Below are 18,575 nucleotides of genomic sequence, written 5' to 3' on the forward strand. Positions count from 1 at the left end.
GTCCACTGGGAGGAGTGTCCCGACTCGGCGGGAGGCGACATGCCAGGCGCGCGCGGACCCCGGCGTCCCGGGCGCGTGCTCACCGCGCTGCTGTGCGCGGTGACCGCGGCCGGTCTGTACGGCTGCTCCGACTCGGACCCGCCGGAGCCCGCACCTACACCGACACCGACGCCCGCGCCCACCACGCCCGGGCCCTCCACCCCCGCGCCCTCCACGCCTCCGCCCGCCACGACCGCCCCCCGTGCGGTCTCGCCCTTCACCGGGCTGCCCGCCCGCGCCGGACCCGTGCTCGCCGTGAAGATAGACAACGCCGCCGCGGCCCGCCCCCACACCGGCCTCGGCGCCGCCGACCTCGTCTACGTCGAACAGGTCGAGGGCGGCGTCACCCGCCTCCTCGCCGTCTACTCCTCCCGCATCCCCGACAGCGTCGGCCCCGTCCGCAGCGCCCGCGAGTCCGACATCTCCCTGTTGCGACAATTCGGCCGGCCCGCCCTCGCCTACTCCGGCGCCCAGACGAAGCTCAACCCGCTGCTGGAGGCCGCGCCGCTCGACCTCGTCTCCCCGGCGGACGCGCCCCGGGCCTTCCGGCGCTCCTCGGACCGCCCCGCCCCGTACAACCTCTACCTGCGGCCCGAGCGCGCCCTGGCGGCCGCGCCCGACGCCTCCGACGCACGCCCGATCGGACTGCGCTTCGGCGCCGCGCCCGCCGGCGGCACCCCGACCGCTTCGGAGACCGCCCGCTTCCCGGCCGCGCGGTACACCTTCACCTGGTCCGCCGCCGACCGCGGCTGGCGCGTCGCCATCGACGGCCGCGCCGCCACCAGCACCGACAGCGGCCCGCTGACCCCCGCCACCGTCGTCGTCCAGCGCGTGACCATCCGCTCCTCCGGCTTCCGCGACGTCACCGGTGCCGTCTCCCCGTACACCGAGACCACCGGCTCCGGCACGGCCACGGTGCTGCGCGACGGGCGGGCGTACGAGGCCCGCTGGTCCCGCCCCGACCCGGCCGGCGGCACCTCCTTCACCACCCCCGACGGACGCCCGCTCGCCTTCGCCCCCGGACAGGTCTGGATCGTCCTGGCACCCCGTTGAGGCGGTACCGACCGGATAGCCCCTGGCGCCCCCGCTGAGCCGGCACCGACCGGATCGCCCTGGCACCCCAGCGAGGGCCGACGCACCCCCTAGGGGGCCGACGCACCCGGGTCAGGGGGTCGACGGCACCCCCGTGAGGGCCCGACGCACCCCTAGAGGGCCGACGCACCCCCGTGAGGGCCCGACCGCACCCCGCCGAGAGACCGACCGTTTGACGCCCTCCGCTCAGCGCGGTGTCGGGCCCCGCCCGCCCGCGCGGGGGCGCCGCGGTACGGCCGTCGTGTCGGCGCTGTCCGCCGCGGCCATCCCGATCGTCGCGATGCCGAGCACGATCCAGCCGAACCAGAGCCAGCCGCTGCTGCCGAGCGCCACCGTGTACGCGGTGATCAGCACCAGTACGGCGCAGGTGACGTAAGCCATCGCCTTCGTGGAACCGGACATCTGCCCGCCCTCCTCCCGACCGCGGCCGGAATGCCTCCCTGCCATCGTGACGCCCCACAGGGGGCGCGCGCTACTCCCCGGACACACCCGGCGTGCGCCGGACAGCGCGAGGCCCCCGGGACCGTGCGGTCCCGGGGGCCTCGTCGTTCCGTCGTGCGCGGCTCAGCGGCGCGCCTGGAGGGAGGCCAGGTACGCGTTGTACTCCTCCAGCTCCTTGTCGCCGTCCCGGTCGGCCTGCCGGTCCTTGCGGACCGCCTGCCGCTGCTCGGAGTGGTACCACTGGTAGACCAGCGCGATCAGCACCAGCACCGAGGGGATCTCGCTGAAGGCCCAGGCGATGCCGCCGGCGGCGTTCTGGTCGGCGAGGGCGTCGATGCCGAGCGAGGCGGGCGGGTTCTCGTACGCCTTCACCAGGGGCTGGCTCGCCATCATCATCGCGATGCCGAAGAAGGCGTGGAACGGCATGCCCGCGAAGAGCTCCAGCATCCGCATCACGTACCCCGGCCGGTGCGGGCCCGGGTCCACGCCCATGATCGGCCAGAAGAAGATCAGGCCCACGGCGAGGAAGTGGACCATCATGCCGATGTGCCCCGGCTTCGACGCCATCAGGGTGTCGAAGAGCGAGGTGAAGTAGAGGCCGTAGAGGCTCGCGATGAACATGCTGATGGTGAACACGGGGTGGGTGATGACCCGCATGTACCGGCTGTGCAGCAGCTTCAGCAGCAGCTCGCGCGGGCCGAGCGAGCCGCGCCCGGCGACGGGCAGCGCGCGCAGCGCCAGCGTGACGGGCGCGCCGAGCAGCAGCAGGATCGGCGAGACCATGGAGATCACCATGTGCTGCACCATGTGCACGCTGAACATGACCATGCCGTAGTCGTTCAGCTTGGTGCACATCACGAGCGCGATGGTCAGCACGCCGGCGGTGAAGAGCACGGTCCGGGCGACCGGCCAGGCGTCTCCGCGCTTGCGCAGCCGGGCGACCCCCCACCCGTACAGACCGAGCGCCGCGAGACACCCGATCAGGAAGAACAGGTCGGGAGAGAACTCCAGGCCCCGCCCCAGCGTGAACGGCGGCAGATCCGTGGTCATGCCGTGCCCGCTGTGATCCATCGCTTTACTCCTGGAGCCCATTGCGCGCCGAGCCCGTTTCGCGCTTGTTGTCCGCACCAGACTAGAACCGCCCCCGATCGCTCTCGCGACCGGGGGCGGGTGTCGTCCGGGAGGGTTTGCGCAGGGGTGCTCAGAGCACGCACTCGGCCTCGGCGTAGCGGTCCTCGGGGACCGTCTTCAGCGTCTCCACGGCCTGCGCCAGGGGCACCATGACGATGTCGGTGCCGCGCAGCGAGGTCAGCATGCCGAACTCGCCGCGGTGGGCGGCCTCGACGGCGTGCCAGCCGAAGCGGGTGGCGAGGACGCGGTCGTACGCGGTGGGGGTGCCGCCGCGCTGGACGTGGCCGAGGATGACCGGGCGGGCCTCCTTGCCGAGCCGGCCCTCCAGCTCGACGGAGAGCTGGTTGGCGACGCCGGTGAACCGCTCGTGGCCGTAGATGTCGGTGCCCGCGGTCTTGAAGTCCATGGAGGAGCCCTCGCGGGGCTTGGCGCCCTCGGCGACGACGACGATGGCGAAGCGCTTGCCGTCCTCGAAGCGGGCGCCGACCCGGGCGGTCAGCTCGTCGATGTCGAAGGGGCGCTCCGGGACGACGACGGCGTGGGCGCCGGCGGCCATGCCCGAGTGGAGGGCTATCCAGCCGGTGTGGCGGCCCATGACCTCGACGACGAGGACGCGCTGGTGCGACTCGGCGGTGGTCTTCAGCCGGTCGAGGGCCTCGGTCGCCACGGTGACGGCGGTGTCGAAGCCGAAGGTGACGTCGGTCGAGGCGATGTCGTTGTCGATCGTCTTCGGGACGCCGACGATGGGGAGGCCGGCCTCGGAGAGGAGGTTCGCCGCCTTGAGGGTGCCCTCGCCGCCGATCGGGATGATCGCGTCGAGGCCCAGGTCGGCGACGTGGCCGCGGGCCCGCTCGACGCCGTCGACGAGGTGCGCGGGCTGGACGCGGGAGGAGCCGAGGATGGTGCCGCCGCGGGCGAGGATGCCGCCCACCGCGTCGAGGTCGAGCTTCCGGTAGTCGCACTCCAGGAGGCCCTTCCACCCGTCGTGGAAGCCGATGACCTCGTCCCCGTGGTCCACGACGGCCCGGTGCACGACGGAACGGATGACGGCATTCAGACCGGGGCAGTCTCCGCCGGAGGTGAGCACACCAATGCGCATAGCCCAAAAACCTTTGCAACGTGGGCCGACTCCCGGACCACGTCGTCCGGCTGGATCCCCGCCACCCTATCGTTGCCGGGTGGCGGGGCCGAACCCGATGTCCGCAGATTGGACACCGTATTTGCTTACGAATCCAATGTGCGCTACCCCGCTCAGAAGTGCGCCCGAGCGGGGCCTGCGACCGTCCGTCAGGCGGGCTGCGTGGCGGACGCGATGCGCTCGGCGCGCAGCGCCTCGTACCACCGGTCGTCGGTCGGCGGCAGCGCGTTGACATCGAGGGCCAGCTTCAGCAGCAGGTCCGCGATCTGCGGGTTGCGGGCCATCACGGGACCGTGCATGTAGGTGCCGAAGACGGTGTCGTTGTACGCGCCCTCGGTGCCGTCGCCGGTGCCGTTGCCGTTGCCGAAGACGGTCCGCGCGAACGGGCGGGCCGTCGGGCCGAGGTGGGTGACGCCCTGGTGGTTCTCGAAGCCCGTCAGCTGGGGGAGGCCCAGGCGCGGGTCGATGTCGCCGAGCACGTCGCCGACGCAGCGGGCGCCCTCGCCGCGGACCGTGGTCACGTCGAGCAGGCCGAGGCCGGGCTCGCGCGCCCCCAGGTCGTTGATGAACTCGTGGCCCAGGATCTGGTAGCCGGCGCAGACCGAGAAGATGATCGCGCCGTTGGACGCCGCCCGGGAGAGGCCGCCGTCGCGGCGCAGTCGCTCCGCCGCGAGCCGCTGGGGCCGGTCCTCGCCGCCGCCGATCAGGTAGATGTCCCCGGAGGTGGGGACGGGCTGGTCGCTGCGGACGTCGACGCGTTCGACGGCCAGGCCGCGCTGACGGGCGCGGCGCTCGACGACCAGCACGTTGCCCTGGTCGCCGTAAGTGCTGAGCAGGTCGGGGTAGACCCAGACCACGCGCAGATTGCTGTCACTCATGTTGCCACTCCTTCTGCGAGTCGGGGCGGGGTCAGTTGCCGACACGACGGCGGACATCCTGGAAGGCGGTGTAGTTGGCGATCAGTTCGATCTGCCCGGGCGGGGCCATGGCGACGGCCTCGTCGAGCGTCTCGCAGACGCGGAAGTCGACGCCCGCGACCTCGAGGCGGACCGCGAGGTCGAGCCGCCGGTCGCCGATCACCATGATCGGGTGGCCGGCGAGCCGGCCGTAGTCGACGTCCCACAGCCAGGAGGTGTCGGTGCCGTCGGCGCCGCGCGCGTTCACCGAGAGGATGACCGGCGTCGGCGGCGGGTCGATCAGGGAGAAGGTCTCCAGCCAGCCCGCCGGGTTCTTGGCGAGCAGGAGCCGCAGCTGGCGGTTCTGGAAGGAGACGACGTCGTAGCGTCCGGCCACGGCCTGCACCTGGTACATGCGCTCCAGGGCGACCTGCGGCGGCACGCCGAAGACGGCGGCGACGGCGGCCGAGGTGGCGGCGTTGGCCTTGTTGGCGCGGCCGGGCAGCTGGAGCCGGATGGGCCAGGCCGAGCCGTGCGGGTCGAGCACGTGGTCGCCGCTCAGCGCCCAGCTCGGGGCGGGACGGCGGAAGCCGCACTCGCCGCAGAACCAGTCGTCGCCCGGGCGCTGGAGCACACCGCCGCAGGAGGGGCACGACCAGGCGTCGTCCTTCCACTCCTGGCCGACCGCGACCCACACCACGTTGGGGGAGGAGGAGGCGGCCCACACGATCAGCGGGTCGTCGGCGTTGGCGATGACGACGGCCTTGGAGCCGTTCAGTCCCTCGCGCCACTTCTCCGCGAGCATCCGCGTCTCGGCGGCGCGGTCGAGCTGGTCGCGGGAGAGGTTGAGCAGCGCGATCGCCTTGGGGGTGGTGTCGCGGGCGACACCGGCGAGGTACTTCTCGTCGACCTCGATCACGCCGAACCGGGCCTCGCCGCCGCCGGCGAGGGCGGAGGTGATGCCCGCGGGCATGTTGGCGCCGAGGGCGTTGGAGACCACCGGGCCGCTGGCCCGGAGCGCCTCGGCGATCAGCCGGGTCGTGGTGGTCTTGCCGTTGGTGGCGGACACGAGGACGACGTCCAGGTGCTGCGCGAGCCGTCCCAGCAGGTCGGGGTCGAGCTTGAGCGCCACCCGGCCGCCGATCACCGATCCGCTGCCGCGGCCCGCCGCCCGCGACACCGCGGCGGCTGCCTTGCCCGCGGTCACGGCCAGCTTGGCACGCGGGGACAGCGGCTCTGGATTACCGGGGTGTCCTGACATCGTCCTTGATCCTCCTTGCGTCGGTCGGGGCTCAGCCTATCGAGAACCGGCCAGGAGCCCGAACCACGGCACCGGGCCGACCGTATGAAATGAGGAGGTCACGGCGGACCGTAGGCTTGCCGCCATGCGAAACCGCCCCATCCCCGGCAGCTCCGGCATCGCCCGGACGATGACCCTGCTCGGCGACCCCGTGCTGCACGCGCCCTGCGCCCCCGTCACCGAGTTCGGCCCCGAACTCGACGGTCTGGTCGAGTCGATGTTCGCCACCATGTACGCGGCGCACGGCGTGGGTCTCGCCGCGAACCAGGTGGGCGTGGGGCTGCGGGTCTTCGTCTACGACTGCCCGGACGACGAGGACGTGCGGCATCTCGGACACGTGGTGAACCCGCGGCTGGTGGAGGCGGACGGCGACGAGTACCGCGGCCCGGAGGGCTGCCTCTCGCTGCCGGGCCTGGAGGCACCGGTGGCCCGCTTCGACCGCGCGGTGGTGGAGGGCGTGCGCGCGGACGGCACCCCGGTCCGCGTCGAGGGCACCGGCTTCTTCGCCCGCTGCCTCCTCCACGAGATGGATCACCTGGAGGGCCGCGTCTACGCCGAGCGCGTCACGGGGTGGCGGAGATCACGTCTGCTCCGCGCGATCCGCAAGCAGCCCTGGGGCGGGGGCGTCTCCGCCCTGGACGCCTGACACAGCCTTCTCCGGTACGGCTCCGAGCCCGACCGCCCGGCATCGGCACCCCCCGCGCCCCCTGGCCCCGCCGCCCTACGCCCCCGCATCCCGCCGAGATCCCCGGACGGCCCGGGGTGGTCAGAACCCGGGGCCGTCGGCGCGGTCGTCGGCCTCGGCGAGTCGGCCCCAGAGGAGGTCGGCGAGCGAGCGGACGAGTTCGGCGCGGGAGCAGGGGCGCTCGCCGAGCCACCAGTCGCCGGCGGCGTGCATCATGCCGACGATGCCGTGGCCCCAGATCCGGGCCTGCGCCTCGGCGGCCGGGCCGAGGTCGACGCGCTCGGCGATGACCTGGCCGAGCTCCTCGCCCATGCGGCGGAGCAGCGGGGCGGAGTGCCGGCCGACGTCGAAGCCCTGCTCGGCCTGGTGGGACTCCTCGGCCGGGTGCATCAGGAAGCGGTAGACCTGCGGCATCGCCTCGATGGAGGCGAGGTAGGTGTCGAGGGTGGCCTCGACCCGGCGGCGCCGGTCGGAGGGGGCGTCGAGGGCGGCCCGCAGCGAGGCGAGGAGGGCGTCGGTGTGGCGGGTGGCGAGGGCGCGGTAGAGGCCGCCCTTGTCGCCGAAGTGGCGGTAGAGGATCGGCTTGGTGATGCCGGCCTCGGCCGCGATCGCGTTCATGGATGCCTTGGGGCCGTCGCGGAGCACCACCCGGTCCGCCGCCTCCAGCAGTTCGCGCCGCCGCTGCTCGGCGGGCTTCTGCTGGTCGGTGGTCCGGTGTGTGATGTCCATAAGCGTGTCTCCCCGCCCGTGCGATGACCTGAGGCTGTCGCAACGTAACACCCGACCGGCATGCTGTGCCGAACCGCCCGATCCGGTGCGCGGGGGAGGATCCGCAGGTTGACAGCCGTACCCGCCGGTAACAGACTGGTGTTACCGCAAGTAACGTACTGCTGGGAGGGAACATGGCCGAGTTCACGTTCGAGCTCAATGACGACCAGAAGGAAGTCCGTGACTGGCTCCACGGCTTCGCCGCGGACGTCATGCGGCCGGCCGCCGCCGAGTGGGACGAGCGTGAGGAGACCCCCTGGCCGATCATCCAGGAGGCGGCCAAGCTCGGAATCTACTCCCTCGACTTCTACGCCCAGCAGTTCTTCGACCCGACCGGCCTCGGCGTCCCGATGACCATGGAGGAGCTCTTCTGGGGCGACGCCGGCATCGCGCTCTCCATCGTCGGCACCGGCCTCGCCGCCGTCGGCGTCCTCGCCAACGGCACCGAGGAGCAGATCGGCACCTGGGTGCCGCAGATGTACGGCGACGCCAACGACGTGAAGGTCGCCGCCTTCTGCTCCTCCGAGCCCGACGCCGGCTCCGACGTCGCCTCCATGCGCACCCGGGCCGTCTACGACGAGGCCAAGGACGAGTGGGTGCTCAACGGCACCAAGACCTGGGCGACCAACGGCGGCATCGCCAACGTCCACGTCGTCGTCGCCGTCGTCGACCCCGGGCTCGGCTCCAAGGGCCACGCCTCCTTCATCGTCCCGCCGAACACCCCCGGCCTCTCCCAGGGCCAGAAGTTCCAGAAGCACGGCATCCGCGCCTCGCACACCGCCGAGGTCGTCCTGGAGGACGTGCGCGTCCCCGGCTCCTGCCTGCTCGGCGGCAAGGACAAGCTGGACGAGCGCCTGGCCCGCGCCCGGGAGAAGGCGAAGGCGGGCGGCGAGCGGGTGAAGAACGCCGCCATGGCCACCTTCGAGGCGTCCCGCCCGGCGGTCGGCGCCATGGCCGTCGGCACCGCCCGCGCCGCCTACGAGGTCGCCCTCGACTACGCGAAGACCCGCGTCCAGTTCGGGCGCCCGATCATCGAGAACCAGGGCGTCGCCTTCCAGCTCGCCGACATGGCCACCGAGATCGACGCCGCCCGGCTGCTGGTCTGGCGCGCCTCCTGGATGGCCACCGCCGGCAAGCCGTTCACCAAGGCCGAGGGCTCCATGTCGAAGCTGTACGCGAGCGAGGTCGCCAAGACCGTCACCGGGCAGGCGATCCAGATCCTCGGCGGCAACGGCTACACCCGCGAGTACCCCGTCGAGCGGATGCACCGCGACGCCGCGATCTACACCATCTTCGAGGGGACGAGCGAGATCCAGCGGATGGTCATCGGCCGCGCCCTCGGCAAGTAGCCCCCGGCGAGGGGCCAGGGCTCAGCCGGACCGGACGCCCGGACGGCCGTCCACGTCACCGTGGACGGCAGCTGGAGCGCGCGCCGATCGCTCCCTCGGCATCGCCCCCGTGTCCGGGAGGCCGTTCCGTGTGCGCGGGACGGCCGCCCGGAGTTCACGGGTCCGCAAACGCCGCTCCACTCCGCCTCCGTAGCGTCTCGGCCCGTCCGAGACCGCTACCGAGGAGTACCGTGACCGCCTCCGTCCTGACCGCCCTGGCCGCCGCGTTCGGCGTCGTGGCCGCGGTCCCCGCCACCCCCCACCCCGTCACCGTCACCGTCACCGCCCGCGTCGAGACGCCCGTCGTGTACGACGACGAGGCGGGCGGGAACGCGAACGCGGACGACCCCGCCGTCTGGGTCGACCCCACCCGGCCCGGCCGCAGCCTCGTCATCGGCACGCTCAAGGAGGGCGGGCTCGACGTCCACGGGCTCGACGGCCGCCGCCTCCAGCACATCGCCGCACCGCAGGCCCCCGGCGAGGACGCCGCCCCCGGCCGCTTCAACAACGTCGACCTCGTCCACGGCTTCGAGCTGAACGGCCGCCGCACCGACCTCGCCGTCGTCAGCGACCGGGGCCGCGACCGGATCCGCGCCTACGCGATCGACCCGGCCGCCGTCGCCGCCGGCCGGCCCCCGCTCAAGGACGTCACCGCCGCCGGCGTCACCCCCGTCTTCGCCGCGAGCGAGGCCGAGGTCGACGACCAGAACACCTCCTACGGCCTCGCCGCCTACCGCGACGGGGACGACGCCTACGTCGTCGTCTCCCAGCGCGAGCGCAGCCGACTGCGCCTGCTGGAGCTGGAGGACCGCGGTGGCCGGGTCGGCTACCGCACCGAGTCCACCCTCGACCTGCCCCGCTCCTTCACCCTCCCGGACGGCACCGCCTGGCGCCCCTGCGCCGACCCCGGCGAGCTGCCGCAGGTGGAGGGCATGGCCGTCGACCAGGAGGAGCACGTCCTCTACGCCGCCCAGGAAGCCGTCGGCCTCTGGCGGATCGAGCTCGACGACGAGGACTTCGAGCGGCCCGAACTCCTCGACCGCGTCCGCGAGTACGGCACCCCCTGGAGCTACGACGAGGCCGCGGAGGAGTGCGTCCTCGACACCGCGCACGACCCCGGCTTCGGCGGCGACCACCTGAGCGCCGACGCCGAGGGGGTCACCGTCTACCACGGCGGCGACGGCGAGGGCTACGTCCTCGCCTCCAGCCAGGGCGACGACACCTTCGCCGTCTACGCCCGCGAGGACGACAACGCCTACCTCGGCTCCTTCGCCGTCGCCGACGGCCCGGCCACCGACGGGGTCCAGCACTCCGACGGCGCCACGGTGGTGAACGTGCCCCTCGGCAGCGCCTTCCCCCGGGGCCTGCTCGTCACCCATGACGGCGAGGCCACCCCCGCGGACGGCGACCGCGAGGGGACGAACTTCAAGTTCATCCGCTGGGACGCCGTCGCGGGGGCCTTCCCCGAGCCGCTGACCGTCGACACGCGCTCCTTCGACCCGCGCGACGCCGACTGACCCGGCCCCTTCGTCAGACCACGCAGAACTCGTTCCCCTCCGGGTCCTGGAGCACCATCGCGTAGTAGTCCATGCCGTGCGGCTCGTCCATCGCGCGCAGCACGGTCGCGCCGAGCGCGGTCAGCCGGGCCACCTCCCCGTCGACCCGCGCCCGGCGCACCGCGAGCGGCACCCCGCGTCCACCCCCGACCTTCAGGTCCAGGTGGACGCGGTTCTTCACCGTCTTCGGCTCCGGGACCTGCTGGAACCACACCCGCGGCCCGACACCCTCCGGGTCCACCAGCGACTCGGGCAGATCCCCCGCCCCGTCGCCCAGCTCCTCCTCCGGCACCCCCGTCGACGCCCAGTACGCGCGCCAGCTCGCGTGCCCGCCGGGCGGCGGCTCCGGCACGTACCGCAGCGCCTCCGCCCAGAACGGCACCAGCCGCGCCGGATCCACGCAGTCGATCGTCAGCTGGAGCGTCATCCGGGGGCGCCCGCCCCTCTCGTCCTCTTCCATGGGGCGAGCCTCCCAGACGCCACTGACAATCCCCCGGACCAGCCGGACCAGCCGGACCAGCCGGATCCGGACGGCCCGTACACGGAAGCTACCCACGGGTCGCCTCCCTGCGGGAGAATCGCCGTGCCGTCGCGATCCAGGGGGAAACCACATGGCCACCGAAGCCGTCACCGAAGCACCCGTCCTCACCGGACTGCCCGTCCTCGGCTCGATGTTCGACCTGAAGAACGACTCGCTCGGCACCTTCCTGCGGGCCCGCCGCGATCACGGCGACGTCGTCCGCATCAGCGCGGGACCGCCCGGCGTCCGCGCCCACGTCTACGCCGTCTTCTCCGCCGAGGGAGCCCAGCAGGTCCTCGCCGGCGAGTCCGCCAACTTCCGCAAGGACAACGCCTTCTACCAGGAGATCCGCGACTCCTTCGGCAACGGCCTGCTCACCAGCCAGGACGACGACTACCTGCGCCAGCGCCGGCTCGTCCAGCCGCTCTTCACCAAGCGACGCGTCGACGGCTACGCCGACGCCATCGCCGCCGAGGTCGCCACCCTCACCACCGAGTGGGAGAAGGCCGGCCACACCACCGTCGACGTCCTCCACGAGTCGACCCGGCTCGCCCTGCGCGCCGTCGCCCGCATCCTCTTCGGCACCGACGTGGACTCCGCCGTCGAGGTCGTCGAGCGCTGCTTCCCCGGCGTCGGCTCGTACGTGCTCCGCCGCGGCTACTCCCCGGTCACCCTGCCCCGCGAGTGGCCCACCCCCGGCAACCGCCGCGCCGCCGCCCTCCACCGGGCGCTCTACGAGGAGTGCGACCGGATCATCGCCGCGCGCAAGGCCGCCGGGCGGACCGGCACGGACGACGACCTGCTCAGCCTGCTGATGGCGGCCGAGAGCGCCGAGGACGGCGTGTTCTCCGCCACCGAACTGCGCGAGCAGGTCCTCGTCTTCCTGCTCGCGGGCCACGAGACCACCGCCACCTCGATCGGCTTCGCCCTCCACCTCCTCGCCCGCCACCCGGAGGCGCAGCGCCGCGCCCACGAGGAGGTCGACCGGGTCCTCGCGGGACGCGCCCCCGGCGCCTCCGACCTCGACGCCCTGCCGTACGTGACGCGGGTCCTGAAGGAGGCCATGCGGCTCTTCCCGGCCGCGCCGGTCATCGGCCGCCGGGCCGTCGCCGCCACCACGATCGGCGGGGTCGCCGTCCCGGCAGGCGCCGACGTCATCGTGGCCCCGTGGGTGACCCACCGGCACCCGGCCTACTGGGAGGACGCCGAGCGCTTCGACCCGGACCGCTTCACGCCCGAGGCGGAGGCCGGCCGGCCCCGCTACGCCTGGTTCCCCTTCGGCGGCGGGCCCCGGGCCTGCATCGGCCAGCACTTCTCCATGCTGGAGTCGGTGACCGCGCTCGCGATGATCCTCCAGCGCCACGGCTTCGAGGCGGTGGACGAGGAGGTGCCGGTGGCTCCCGCGATCACCCTCCAGGCGGCCGGGCCGGCTCGCTGCCGGCTCGTCCCCAGGGAGTTCTAGGGTCTGTCGTCACACTCCCGTCGTCGCCCGGAGGGCGGACGGGAGCGTGACGACAGGCCCCGGCGCGCCGGCTCAGTCCGTGTGCTTGCGGCCGTGGAGGTGGAGCGAGCGCAGCGCCGCCTCCAGGGCGAAGCGCCGGTCCGGGTCCATGAGCCGGTCGCCGAAGTGGTTGTCGAGGTTCCGCAGCCGGTAGCGGACGGTCTGGGCGTGCACGCCGAGCAGCTCGCCGACCTGCTCGGCGGGCGCCCGGGTGGAGACGTGCACGCGCAGGGTCTCGATCAGCCGCTCCCGCCGGGTGCCGGAGAGCCCGTCCAGCGGGGCCAGTTCGCGGCGGGCGAGCTGGTCCATCAGGGCGGGGTCGGAGAGCAGCCACAGGGTCGTCAGATGGTCCTCGCACGGCACCGCCGCGGCGTCCGGCACGATGCCGTCGTCGATCAGCTGGAGGACCCGCCGGGCCCAGCGCAGCGAGTGCGCGGCCTGCGGGGTCGCCACGGTCAGCCCCAGGACCGCGGGTGTTCCGGACAGCGCGGAGTCGAGCATCGCCCGGCGCTCGGCGGTCAGCGCGCCGGGCACGAGCAGATGGGGATGGGGCAGGCTGAGGTCGGCGAGCACGTCCCGGTCGAGCCGGGCCTGGAGGACCCCGGTGGCCGGCGGTCGCAGCGCGATCAGGGTGCATTCGGCGGGGAGCTGCCAGGACGCCTCCTGGCAGAGTTCGGCGATGGTCGCGCGGGGCAGCGGCGGGCCGGCGACGACGAGGTGGAGCAGCTTCCTGCGCAGCGCGGCGACGTCCGTGACCGCGCGGCTCTGCACGGCGAGGTACCCCTCGCGGGAGAGCGTCTCCAGCTCGTCCACGTAGGCGAAGAGGGCGTCGGCGAAGGCCAGGATCAGTGTGGGGGAGAGGTTGTAGGTGCGTCCGATGCTCCTGGCCCGGCGCAGGGCGACGCGGGCGCCGAGGCGGTAGGCGCCTTGTAACGTGTCGAGGTCCCGTCCCTCGTACGCCTCCACCCGCCCGAACTGGCGCAGGAGTTCGTCGCGGAGGGCGGGCTTCGCGCCGGGGCGGTCGACGCGGTCCACGAAGGCGGCCAGGGCCTGTTCCACGCCTTGGCGGATCGCGTCCGAGTGGGGTCCGTTGAAGAGGCGCGCGTACACGGGGTAGGCGCGCTCGATCTCCACGCCGATCTCCTTGGTGAGGCCCGGGATCTCCGGTCTCATCAGGGCGGCGAACTCGCGGGGCAGTGGATCGAGCGGCTCACCGAGCTCCGGTGACTGTGCGGTGGAGGGCATGGTTACCGATCCCTTGCTCTGCTACGTGACCGGTGGGGGGAGCGGCGCCGCGGCGCCCGTCCGGGTGGGGCGGGCGCCGCGGGAGCCGTCAGGTACGTACCGATGTGGACTGCTGAAAGCTAGGACAACTGCTGTGTGCTGTACACAACTTGAGCAAGGTTCATGTCTCCCGCCGGGCGTACGCGGCCGAGTCGGCCGGTATTCACCCCTGGGTGGCCGTTAGTTGACGGCCGAGTGCCAGTTGCGCGAGAAGACCTTGCCGGCGTCGGGGGCGAGGACGCCGGGGGCGAAGAGGCCGGTCAGGAAGGTCTGGGTGTTGTTGAGCGTGAGCTTGTTCTTGCCGGCGGCCGAGGGCAGTCCGGTCTTGAGGTTGACGGCCGCGTCGATGATGCCGAGGAGGCCGAGGCCGCAGCCGGTGGCGCCGGGGACGGCGAAGCTGTCGTCGTACTGGGTGGAGCCGAGGAGGTCGATGCGGCTCATGTCGCCTTCCTCGTTCGCGGTGCCGTCGCCGTCGAAGCGGGTGACGCCGAAGGAGGGCGCGTCGAGGTTCTTCGGGCGGAGCAGGATCGGGTTGGCCTTGGTGCCGATGTAGCAGTTGTCGCCGAGGAACGGGTTCTGCAGCCGGATGCGGACCGGGAGGGTCACGATCGGCTGGTCGGTGAGGACGCCCGCGATCTGGTCGAAGTTCGAGGGGGTGCCGACCGACTCCATGGTGGCGGTGATCTTGTTGAGCTTGCCGTCCGACAGCTGCCGGCAGATGTTGGTGATGAACGGGATGTCGCTCGGACACATCAGGCCCATGAGCCCGCCGGGGACGGTGGCGGAGTCGGCGATGAGCGCGCCGCCGGCGGGGCCGACGACCGAGTTGGTGCCGTCGGCGTTCTGCACGACGCCCATCTGGAGGTTGGTCTTCCCGGTGGTCACCGTCGTGTTGCCGAGCTTGATGGAGCCGCTGAGCGAGTAGGAGACGATGCACTGGGGGGACGTGTCGAGCCCGTCGGTGGTGATCATCGGGGTGGCGTCGACGGGGCAGCGGGTGGACGGTCCCCAGCCGCCGTTCAGGACCGGGGCGGCGGCGGTCGCCGTGCCCATGGAGGCGAAGGCGCCGAGCGCGGTCAGGGCGGAGACGGTGGCCAGCTTGGTGCGGGCGGTGATGCGGGGCATGGCGGGGTGCCTTTCGTCGGAGGGGGCGGAGCGGGGGTACGGGGGAGCGGGGGTACGGGGAAGCGGGGGTACGGGGGAGCGGGGCCCGGGCCGCGCGGGAGCGGTGCCCGGGCCGGGGGATCAGCCTCGGCCGGCGGGATCAGCGCTCGGGCCGGGGCACGAGGAGCGGCTGGCGGTCCTCGGTGCACTGGTCCGGGGGCGGGACCTCGACGCCCACGGAGCAGGTCTGGCCCTGGATCTGCTTGAGGTGGTTGCCGGGGCCGGAGATGGCGGCGGTGAGGAGCCGGTCGAAGTTCTCGCCGCCGGAGCCGCAGCCCGTGAAGGCCGGGATGGTCGCCTCGCCGGTGAGGGGGCCGCCGCCGGTCAGGACGTATCCCTCGGCGGGCAGTCCGAAGGGGATCTTCCCCAGCCCCAGCAGCACCAGGTGGTTCCCGGGGTACTTGGCGGGTTCGGGCTCGGGCGAGGAGAGCGGTGCCGCCGTCCGGCAGGAGGGGCCCACGTCCAGCGGGACGCCGTTCACCTTCACGTCCAGGACCCGCAGGACGAGCGGGGCGCGGACCGTGTTCTCCAGGTGGTTGTCCCCGGTGGCGAAGACGATGCGGACCAGGGTGTCGATCGTGATGGGCCCCGTCTGCTCCAGGACCATGGTCGCCGTGACGGGCTGGAAGTCGAAGGTCAGGAAGGTGGAGGTGAAGGGCGGGGTCCGTTTGCGCCCCTGGTGGGAGAGGTTCCCCAGGGAGAGGTTGGTGAAGTGGAACTCGCCCTCCGGCGGAGGGGTGGTCGGTATCTGCATGTCGCCCTGCTCGATCAGCATGCAGGTCGCCGGGAGGAGCGAGGCGCCGTTCAGCTTGCGCACGTTGGTGTAGCCGGTGATGTACGCGGACAGCGAGACGGGCGTCGGCTTCTCGGTCACGCACGGGGGCGCGTCCGGACGGGGTGCCGGGGTGGGCGTCTCCTCGGCGGAGTCCTCCGGTTCCGCGTCCTCCGGTCCCGCGTCGGCCTGGGGGCCGGCGCTCGGGGTTCCGCTCCCTCCGCCGGTCGTCCCCGGCGGCGGAGGGGCGATCGGGTCGACCGGGAGCGACGGCAGGGGGAGCCCCGACGAGGGGGACGGTGACGCGGGTGAGGAGCCGGAGGGGGACGGCAGGCCCGTCGTCGGGGGAGCGGTGCTCGGCTCCCCGGTGCCGGGGCCGGCACCGACCGGGACCCTGGCGAGCTCCGTACGGCCCTGGGTGTCCGGATGGGGGACGCAGGTGACGGCCAGGGAAGGGGGCACCGTGGCCGCGCCGTCGGCGGTGGCGGGGGCGAGGTCGACCGCGATCCCCCCGGCGGCGAGGGTCAGCTCGCCGGCGGTGTCCGTCGTCAGGAGGGGTACGTCGCCGGTCGTGGTCAGCGTGAGCGGCCCTTCGGCGGGCACGTCCACGGGCTGGGCCGTACCGCTCCAGGTCGCTTCCGCGCGCTGCTCGTTCTGCGTCACGCCGACGGTGAGCCGGGTCTCCGCCCGTACGGTGGCGGCCTTCAGCGCCGTGAGGTCGGCCACGGCCGCCGCCGGGAGCTCCACGCTCGTGGTGACGTCGGTGGGCCGGATCTCCTCGCCCACGGCCGCCCGTTCGGGGAAGGCCGCCGTGATCCGTACCGTCGCCGACTGCTGCCCCGAGGGCAGGGCGCAGACGTAGGGCAGGGCCGTGTCGACCTTCAGGGTCCCCATGGCGACGGCCGCCGCCGGGAGCAGCGGGGCGAGCGCCACGAACGCGGCGATCGTCGCGCCGCGCCCGCGCGCGCGGGAGGGACGGGGGGTGGGCCGTGGGCCTCTCATCGGGTGCTCCGCTCGGGGTCGTTCGCGAACGCGGGGTACGTGCGGGCGCGGGGGCTCACGGATGGCTGCCGACGATCGTCGGGGCGAGCGCGGTGCCCGTCGCCTTGACGAGGTGGTCCGCCCTGAGGATCAGGCCGGCGCCGACCGGTGCCGCGTCACCGCAGCCGTTCTGGGACACCACGGTCAGGTCGCCGGTGGCGGAGGCGAGGGTCAGCCCGCCGGTCGCGTTGGTGTGGGTGAGGGGCAGTCGTCCCCGGACGCGGAAGACGCAGGCGCCCATGGTGCCCCGGAGGTCGACGCCGGCGAGGTGCCCCCTCGTCGTGCCGGTGGACGTGTGGTGGTCCTCGGCGACGACGGGCCAGGGCAGGGCGGCCGGGGCGAACGTCACGCGGCCGAGGACGCTGGTGCAGGGCGCGCCGGGGGCGCCGAGGGCGAGGGTGTCGACGGCGCCGACGGTCGCCGGATTGCCGGTGGCGTTCCGCAGACCGCCGGAGAGGGCCGTACGGGAGCAGGTGACCGCGATGCCGTTGCCCTTGACGAGCTCGATCATGAGCACGGCGTTGCCGCTGTTCACCGCGGTGATGTTCGCCGGGTTCGGGGTGACGGTCCAGACCGTGGAGGGCACCGCGGAGGCCGGGGCCGCCGTGAGGGCGAGCGCGGCCGCGGCCGCGGCGGCGACGGCGGCGAGCTGGGTGAGCGGCTTCTTCACGACGCGGAGTCTCCTGGGGGCGGCCGGTGTGCGGGGGAGCGGACAGCCCCGCGTCCGCCCGGCCGGGGGCCGGCCGGACGGACGCGGGTTCCTGAGTCCCTTACGGGTTCGAGCCGACGATCTTCGGGATCGTGGTGCCCACCTTGAAGAGGTAGGTGCCCTTGAAGGTCGGCTTGGCGCCGACCGGCACGGCCGCACCGCAACCGGTCGACGAGACGACGGTGAGCTCGCCCGCGAGGCTGTTGACGGCGAGCGCGCCCGTCGAGTTGGTGTACGTGGAGGACGCCTTGCCCGTGACGCGGAAGACGCAGGCGCCGACCGTCACCTTGGCGTCGACGTTGCCGACGTAGCCCTTGGTGACACCGGTCGCGGCGGTGTAGTCCTGCGCCACGATCGTCCAGGGAACGGTCGGGACCGTGGTCACCGGCCCCAGCACGCTGGTGCAGGGGGCGCCGGTGGCACCGAAGGCGATGGAGTTGATCTTGCCCACGGTGGCCGGGTTGCCGGTGGTGCTCGCGCCCGTGCCCGCGCCGTTCGACTTCGTACACGTCATGGCGATGCCGTTGACGCTGAGGACGATGTTCCCGCTGTTGACGGCGGTGATGTTCGCCGGGTTCGGGGTGACGGTCCAGACCGTCGAGGGCACCGCGGTGGCGGGGCTGACGGTGAGGGCGAAGGCGGCGGAGGCGCCTCCCGCGACGACGGCCAGGTTTCTGATCGACTTCTTCATGGCTCTGGGACTCTCCTTGGGGATTGACCGGCAGAGGGTGCTTCGGTGGGGGTGCCGTGGCGGATCCGGAATGGCCGGCCTGGCCAGCCGTCGTCCCGCCGTGAAACCAGACGTTACTTGCGGGAAACTTAGCCGAACAATGGCGCGAACCATGATTCTTTGAAGACGGCTCAATGCCTGTCAAGAGGGTGAGCGATGGCGAGAATGCGCTTGGTTCCCGCGTGCGTAATGTCGACAATTCTGATCGATCAGGCGAGGTCGGGACGAGGTTCCGCCGGCCGCTTCTCGTATATTCTCCCCGACGTGACAAGCGCTCTCGCGGAATTGTCTCCCCGCTGATAAGCGGGCCTCCGATGGTGCCTGTTCCGCGAAAACTCCGGATCCGGTATTGCCCCGCGAGGTTACTGAGCCGTAGCGTTCCCGGGAGCCGACGCTCAGCCGCAGGTCGGCGCCCCCATC

General features: G+C 72.9%; 17 protein-coding genes. 5 read left to right on the top strand and 12 right to left on the bottom strand.

Annotated elements, in window-relative coordinates; translation table 11 throughout:
- The first annotated feature begins 39 nt into the window (after positions 1-39).
- Positions 40-1,092, top strand: coding sequence for a DUF3048 domain-containing protein (locus ACF1BN_RS24550; protein WP_392333743.1), 1,053 nt, complete (start codon positions 40-42; stop codon positions 1,090-1,092).
- A gap of 225 nt (positions 1,093-1,317) precedes the next feature.
- On the opposite strand, the gene ACF1BN_RS24555 is transcribed toward ACF1BN_RS24550, so the two are convergent.
- The 5 genes from ACF1BN_RS24555 to ACF1BN_RS24575 form a co-directional block, all read right to left on the bottom strand.
- Positions 1,318-1,533 carry a hypothetical protein gene (locus ACF1BN_RS24555; RefSeq protein ID WP_392333776.1) on the bottom strand — a complete coding sequence of 72 codons (216 nt, stop codon included), beginning with the start codon at positions 1,531-1,533 and terminating at the stop codon, positions 1,318-1,320.
- Positions 1,534-1,695: 162 nt separating this feature from the next.
- Positions 1,696-2,643 carry a cytochrome c oxidase assembly protein gene (locus ACF1BN_RS24560; protein WP_392333744.1) on the bottom strand — a complete coding sequence of 316 codons (948 nt, stop codon included), beginning with the start codon at positions 2,641-2,643 and terminating at the stop codon, positions 1,696-1,698.
- A gap of 130 nt (positions 2,644-2,773) precedes the next feature.
- Positions 2,774-3,802, bottom strand: coding sequence for a 6-phosphofructokinase (locus ACF1BN_RS24565; RefSeq protein ID WP_392333745.1), 1,029 nt, complete (start codon positions 3,800-3,802; stop codon positions 2,774-2,776).
- A 188-nt stretch (positions 3,803-3,990) separates the two neighbouring features.
- Positions 3,991-4,719: a type 1 glutamine amidotransferase gene (locus ACF1BN_RS24570; RefSeq protein ID WP_392333746.1), complete on the bottom strand. Its 729-nt coding sequence runs from the start codon at positions 4,717-4,719 to the stop codon at positions 3,991-3,993.
- 31 nt (positions 4,720-4,750) lie between these two features.
- Positions 4,751-5,998 carry a MurT ligase domain-containing protein gene (locus ACF1BN_RS24575; protein WP_376598231.1) on the bottom strand — a complete coding sequence of 416 codons (1,248 nt, stop codon included), beginning with the start codon at positions 5,996-5,998 and terminating at the stop codon, positions 4,751-4,753.
- Between the two features lie 124 nt (positions 5,999-6,122).
- On the opposite strand from ACF1BN_RS24575, the gene def reads away from it, so the two are divergent.
- The gene (def, locus tag ACF1BN_RS24580; RefSeq protein WP_392333747.1) at positions 6,123-6,683 is read left to right on the top strand and encodes a peptide deformylase; all 561 of its coding nucleotides are present in this window, start codon (positions 6,123-6,125) and stop codon (positions 6,681-6,683) included.
- A 120-nt stretch (positions 6,684-6,803) separates the two neighbouring features.
- Here the strand turns inward: def and ACF1BN_RS24585 are convergent, their stop codons facing one another.
- Positions 6,804-7,451: a TetR family transcriptional regulator gene (locus tag ACF1BN_RS24585; RefSeq protein WP_392333748.1), complete on the bottom strand. Its 648-nt coding sequence runs from the start codon at positions 7,449-7,451 to the stop codon at positions 6,804-6,806.
- Between the two features lie 173 nt (positions 7,452-7,624).
- Between ACF1BN_RS24585 and ACF1BN_RS24590 the strand changes: the two genes are divergently transcribed.
- Positions 7,625-8,839: an acyl-CoA dehydrogenase family protein gene (locus ACF1BN_RS24590; RefSeq protein WP_392333749.1), complete on the top strand. Its 1,215-nt coding sequence runs from the start codon at positions 7,625-7,627 to the stop codon at positions 8,837-8,839.
- Between the two features lie 230 nt (positions 8,840-9,069).
- A complete protein-coding gene (locus ACF1BN_RS24595) occupies positions 9,070-10,395 on the top strand; it encodes a phytase (RefSeq protein WP_392333750.1) in 1,326 nt (441 codons plus the stop codon).
- 13 nt (positions 10,396-10,408) lie between these two features.
- On the opposite strand, the gene ACF1BN_RS24600 is transcribed toward ACF1BN_RS24595, so the two are convergent.
- Positions 10,409-10,861, bottom strand: coding sequence for a VOC family protein (locus ACF1BN_RS24600; RefSeq protein ID WP_392333775.1), 453 nt, complete (start codon positions 10,859-10,861; stop codon positions 10,409-10,411).
- Between the two features lie 184 nt (positions 10,862-11,045).
- Between ACF1BN_RS24600 and ACF1BN_RS24605 the strand changes: the two genes are divergently transcribed.
- On the top strand, positions 11,046-12,416 hold the full coding sequence (locus tag ACF1BN_RS24605; RefSeq protein WP_392333751.1) for a cytochrome P450: 1,371 nt from the start codon (positions 11,046-11,048) through the stop codon (positions 12,414-12,416).
- A gap of 72 nt (positions 12,417-12,488) precedes the next feature.
- Here ACF1BN_RS24605 and ACF1BN_RS24610 read toward each other — a convergent pair whose 3' ends face one another.
- The 5 genes from ACF1BN_RS24610 to ACF1BN_RS24630 form a co-directional block, all read right to left on the bottom strand.
- Complete coding sequence (locus tag ACF1BN_RS24610; RefSeq protein ID WP_392333752.1) at positions 12,489-13,700, bottom strand: helix-turn-helix domain-containing protein; 1,212 nt, start codon at positions 13,698-13,700, stop codon at positions 12,489-12,491.
- Between the two features lie 219 nt (positions 13,701-13,919).
- Complete coding sequence (locus ACF1BN_RS24615) at positions 13,920-14,864, bottom strand: hypothetical protein (protein ID WP_392333753.1); 945 nt, start codon at positions 14,862-14,864, stop codon at positions 13,920-13,922.
- A 139-nt stretch (positions 14,865-15,003) separates the two neighbouring features.
- Positions 15,004-16,677 carry a DUF6801 domain-containing protein gene (locus ACF1BN_RS24620; RefSeq protein ID WP_392333754.1) on the bottom strand — a complete coding sequence of 558 codons (1,674 nt, stop codon included), beginning with the start codon at positions 16,675-16,677 and terminating at the stop codon, positions 15,004-15,006.
- Between the two features lie 55 nt (positions 16,678-16,732).
- On the bottom strand, positions 16,733-17,386 hold the full coding sequence (locus tag ACF1BN_RS24625) for a hypothetical protein (protein ID WP_392333755.1): 654 nt from the start codon (positions 17,384-17,386) through the stop codon (positions 16,733-16,735).
- Positions 17,387-17,486: 100 nt separating this feature from the next.
- Positions 17,487-18,116, bottom strand: a complete 630-nt coding sequence (locus ACF1BN_RS24630) for a hypothetical protein (protein WP_392333756.1) — start codon at positions 18,114-18,116, stop codon at positions 17,487-17,489.
- Positions 18,117-18,575: the final 459 nt, after the last annotated feature.

The sequence above is a fragment of the Streptomyces sp. NPDC014861 genome (assembly GCF_043081625.1).
Classification (GTDB): domain Bacteria; phylum Actinomycetota; class Actinomycetes; order Streptomycetales; family Streptomycetaceae; genus Streptomyces.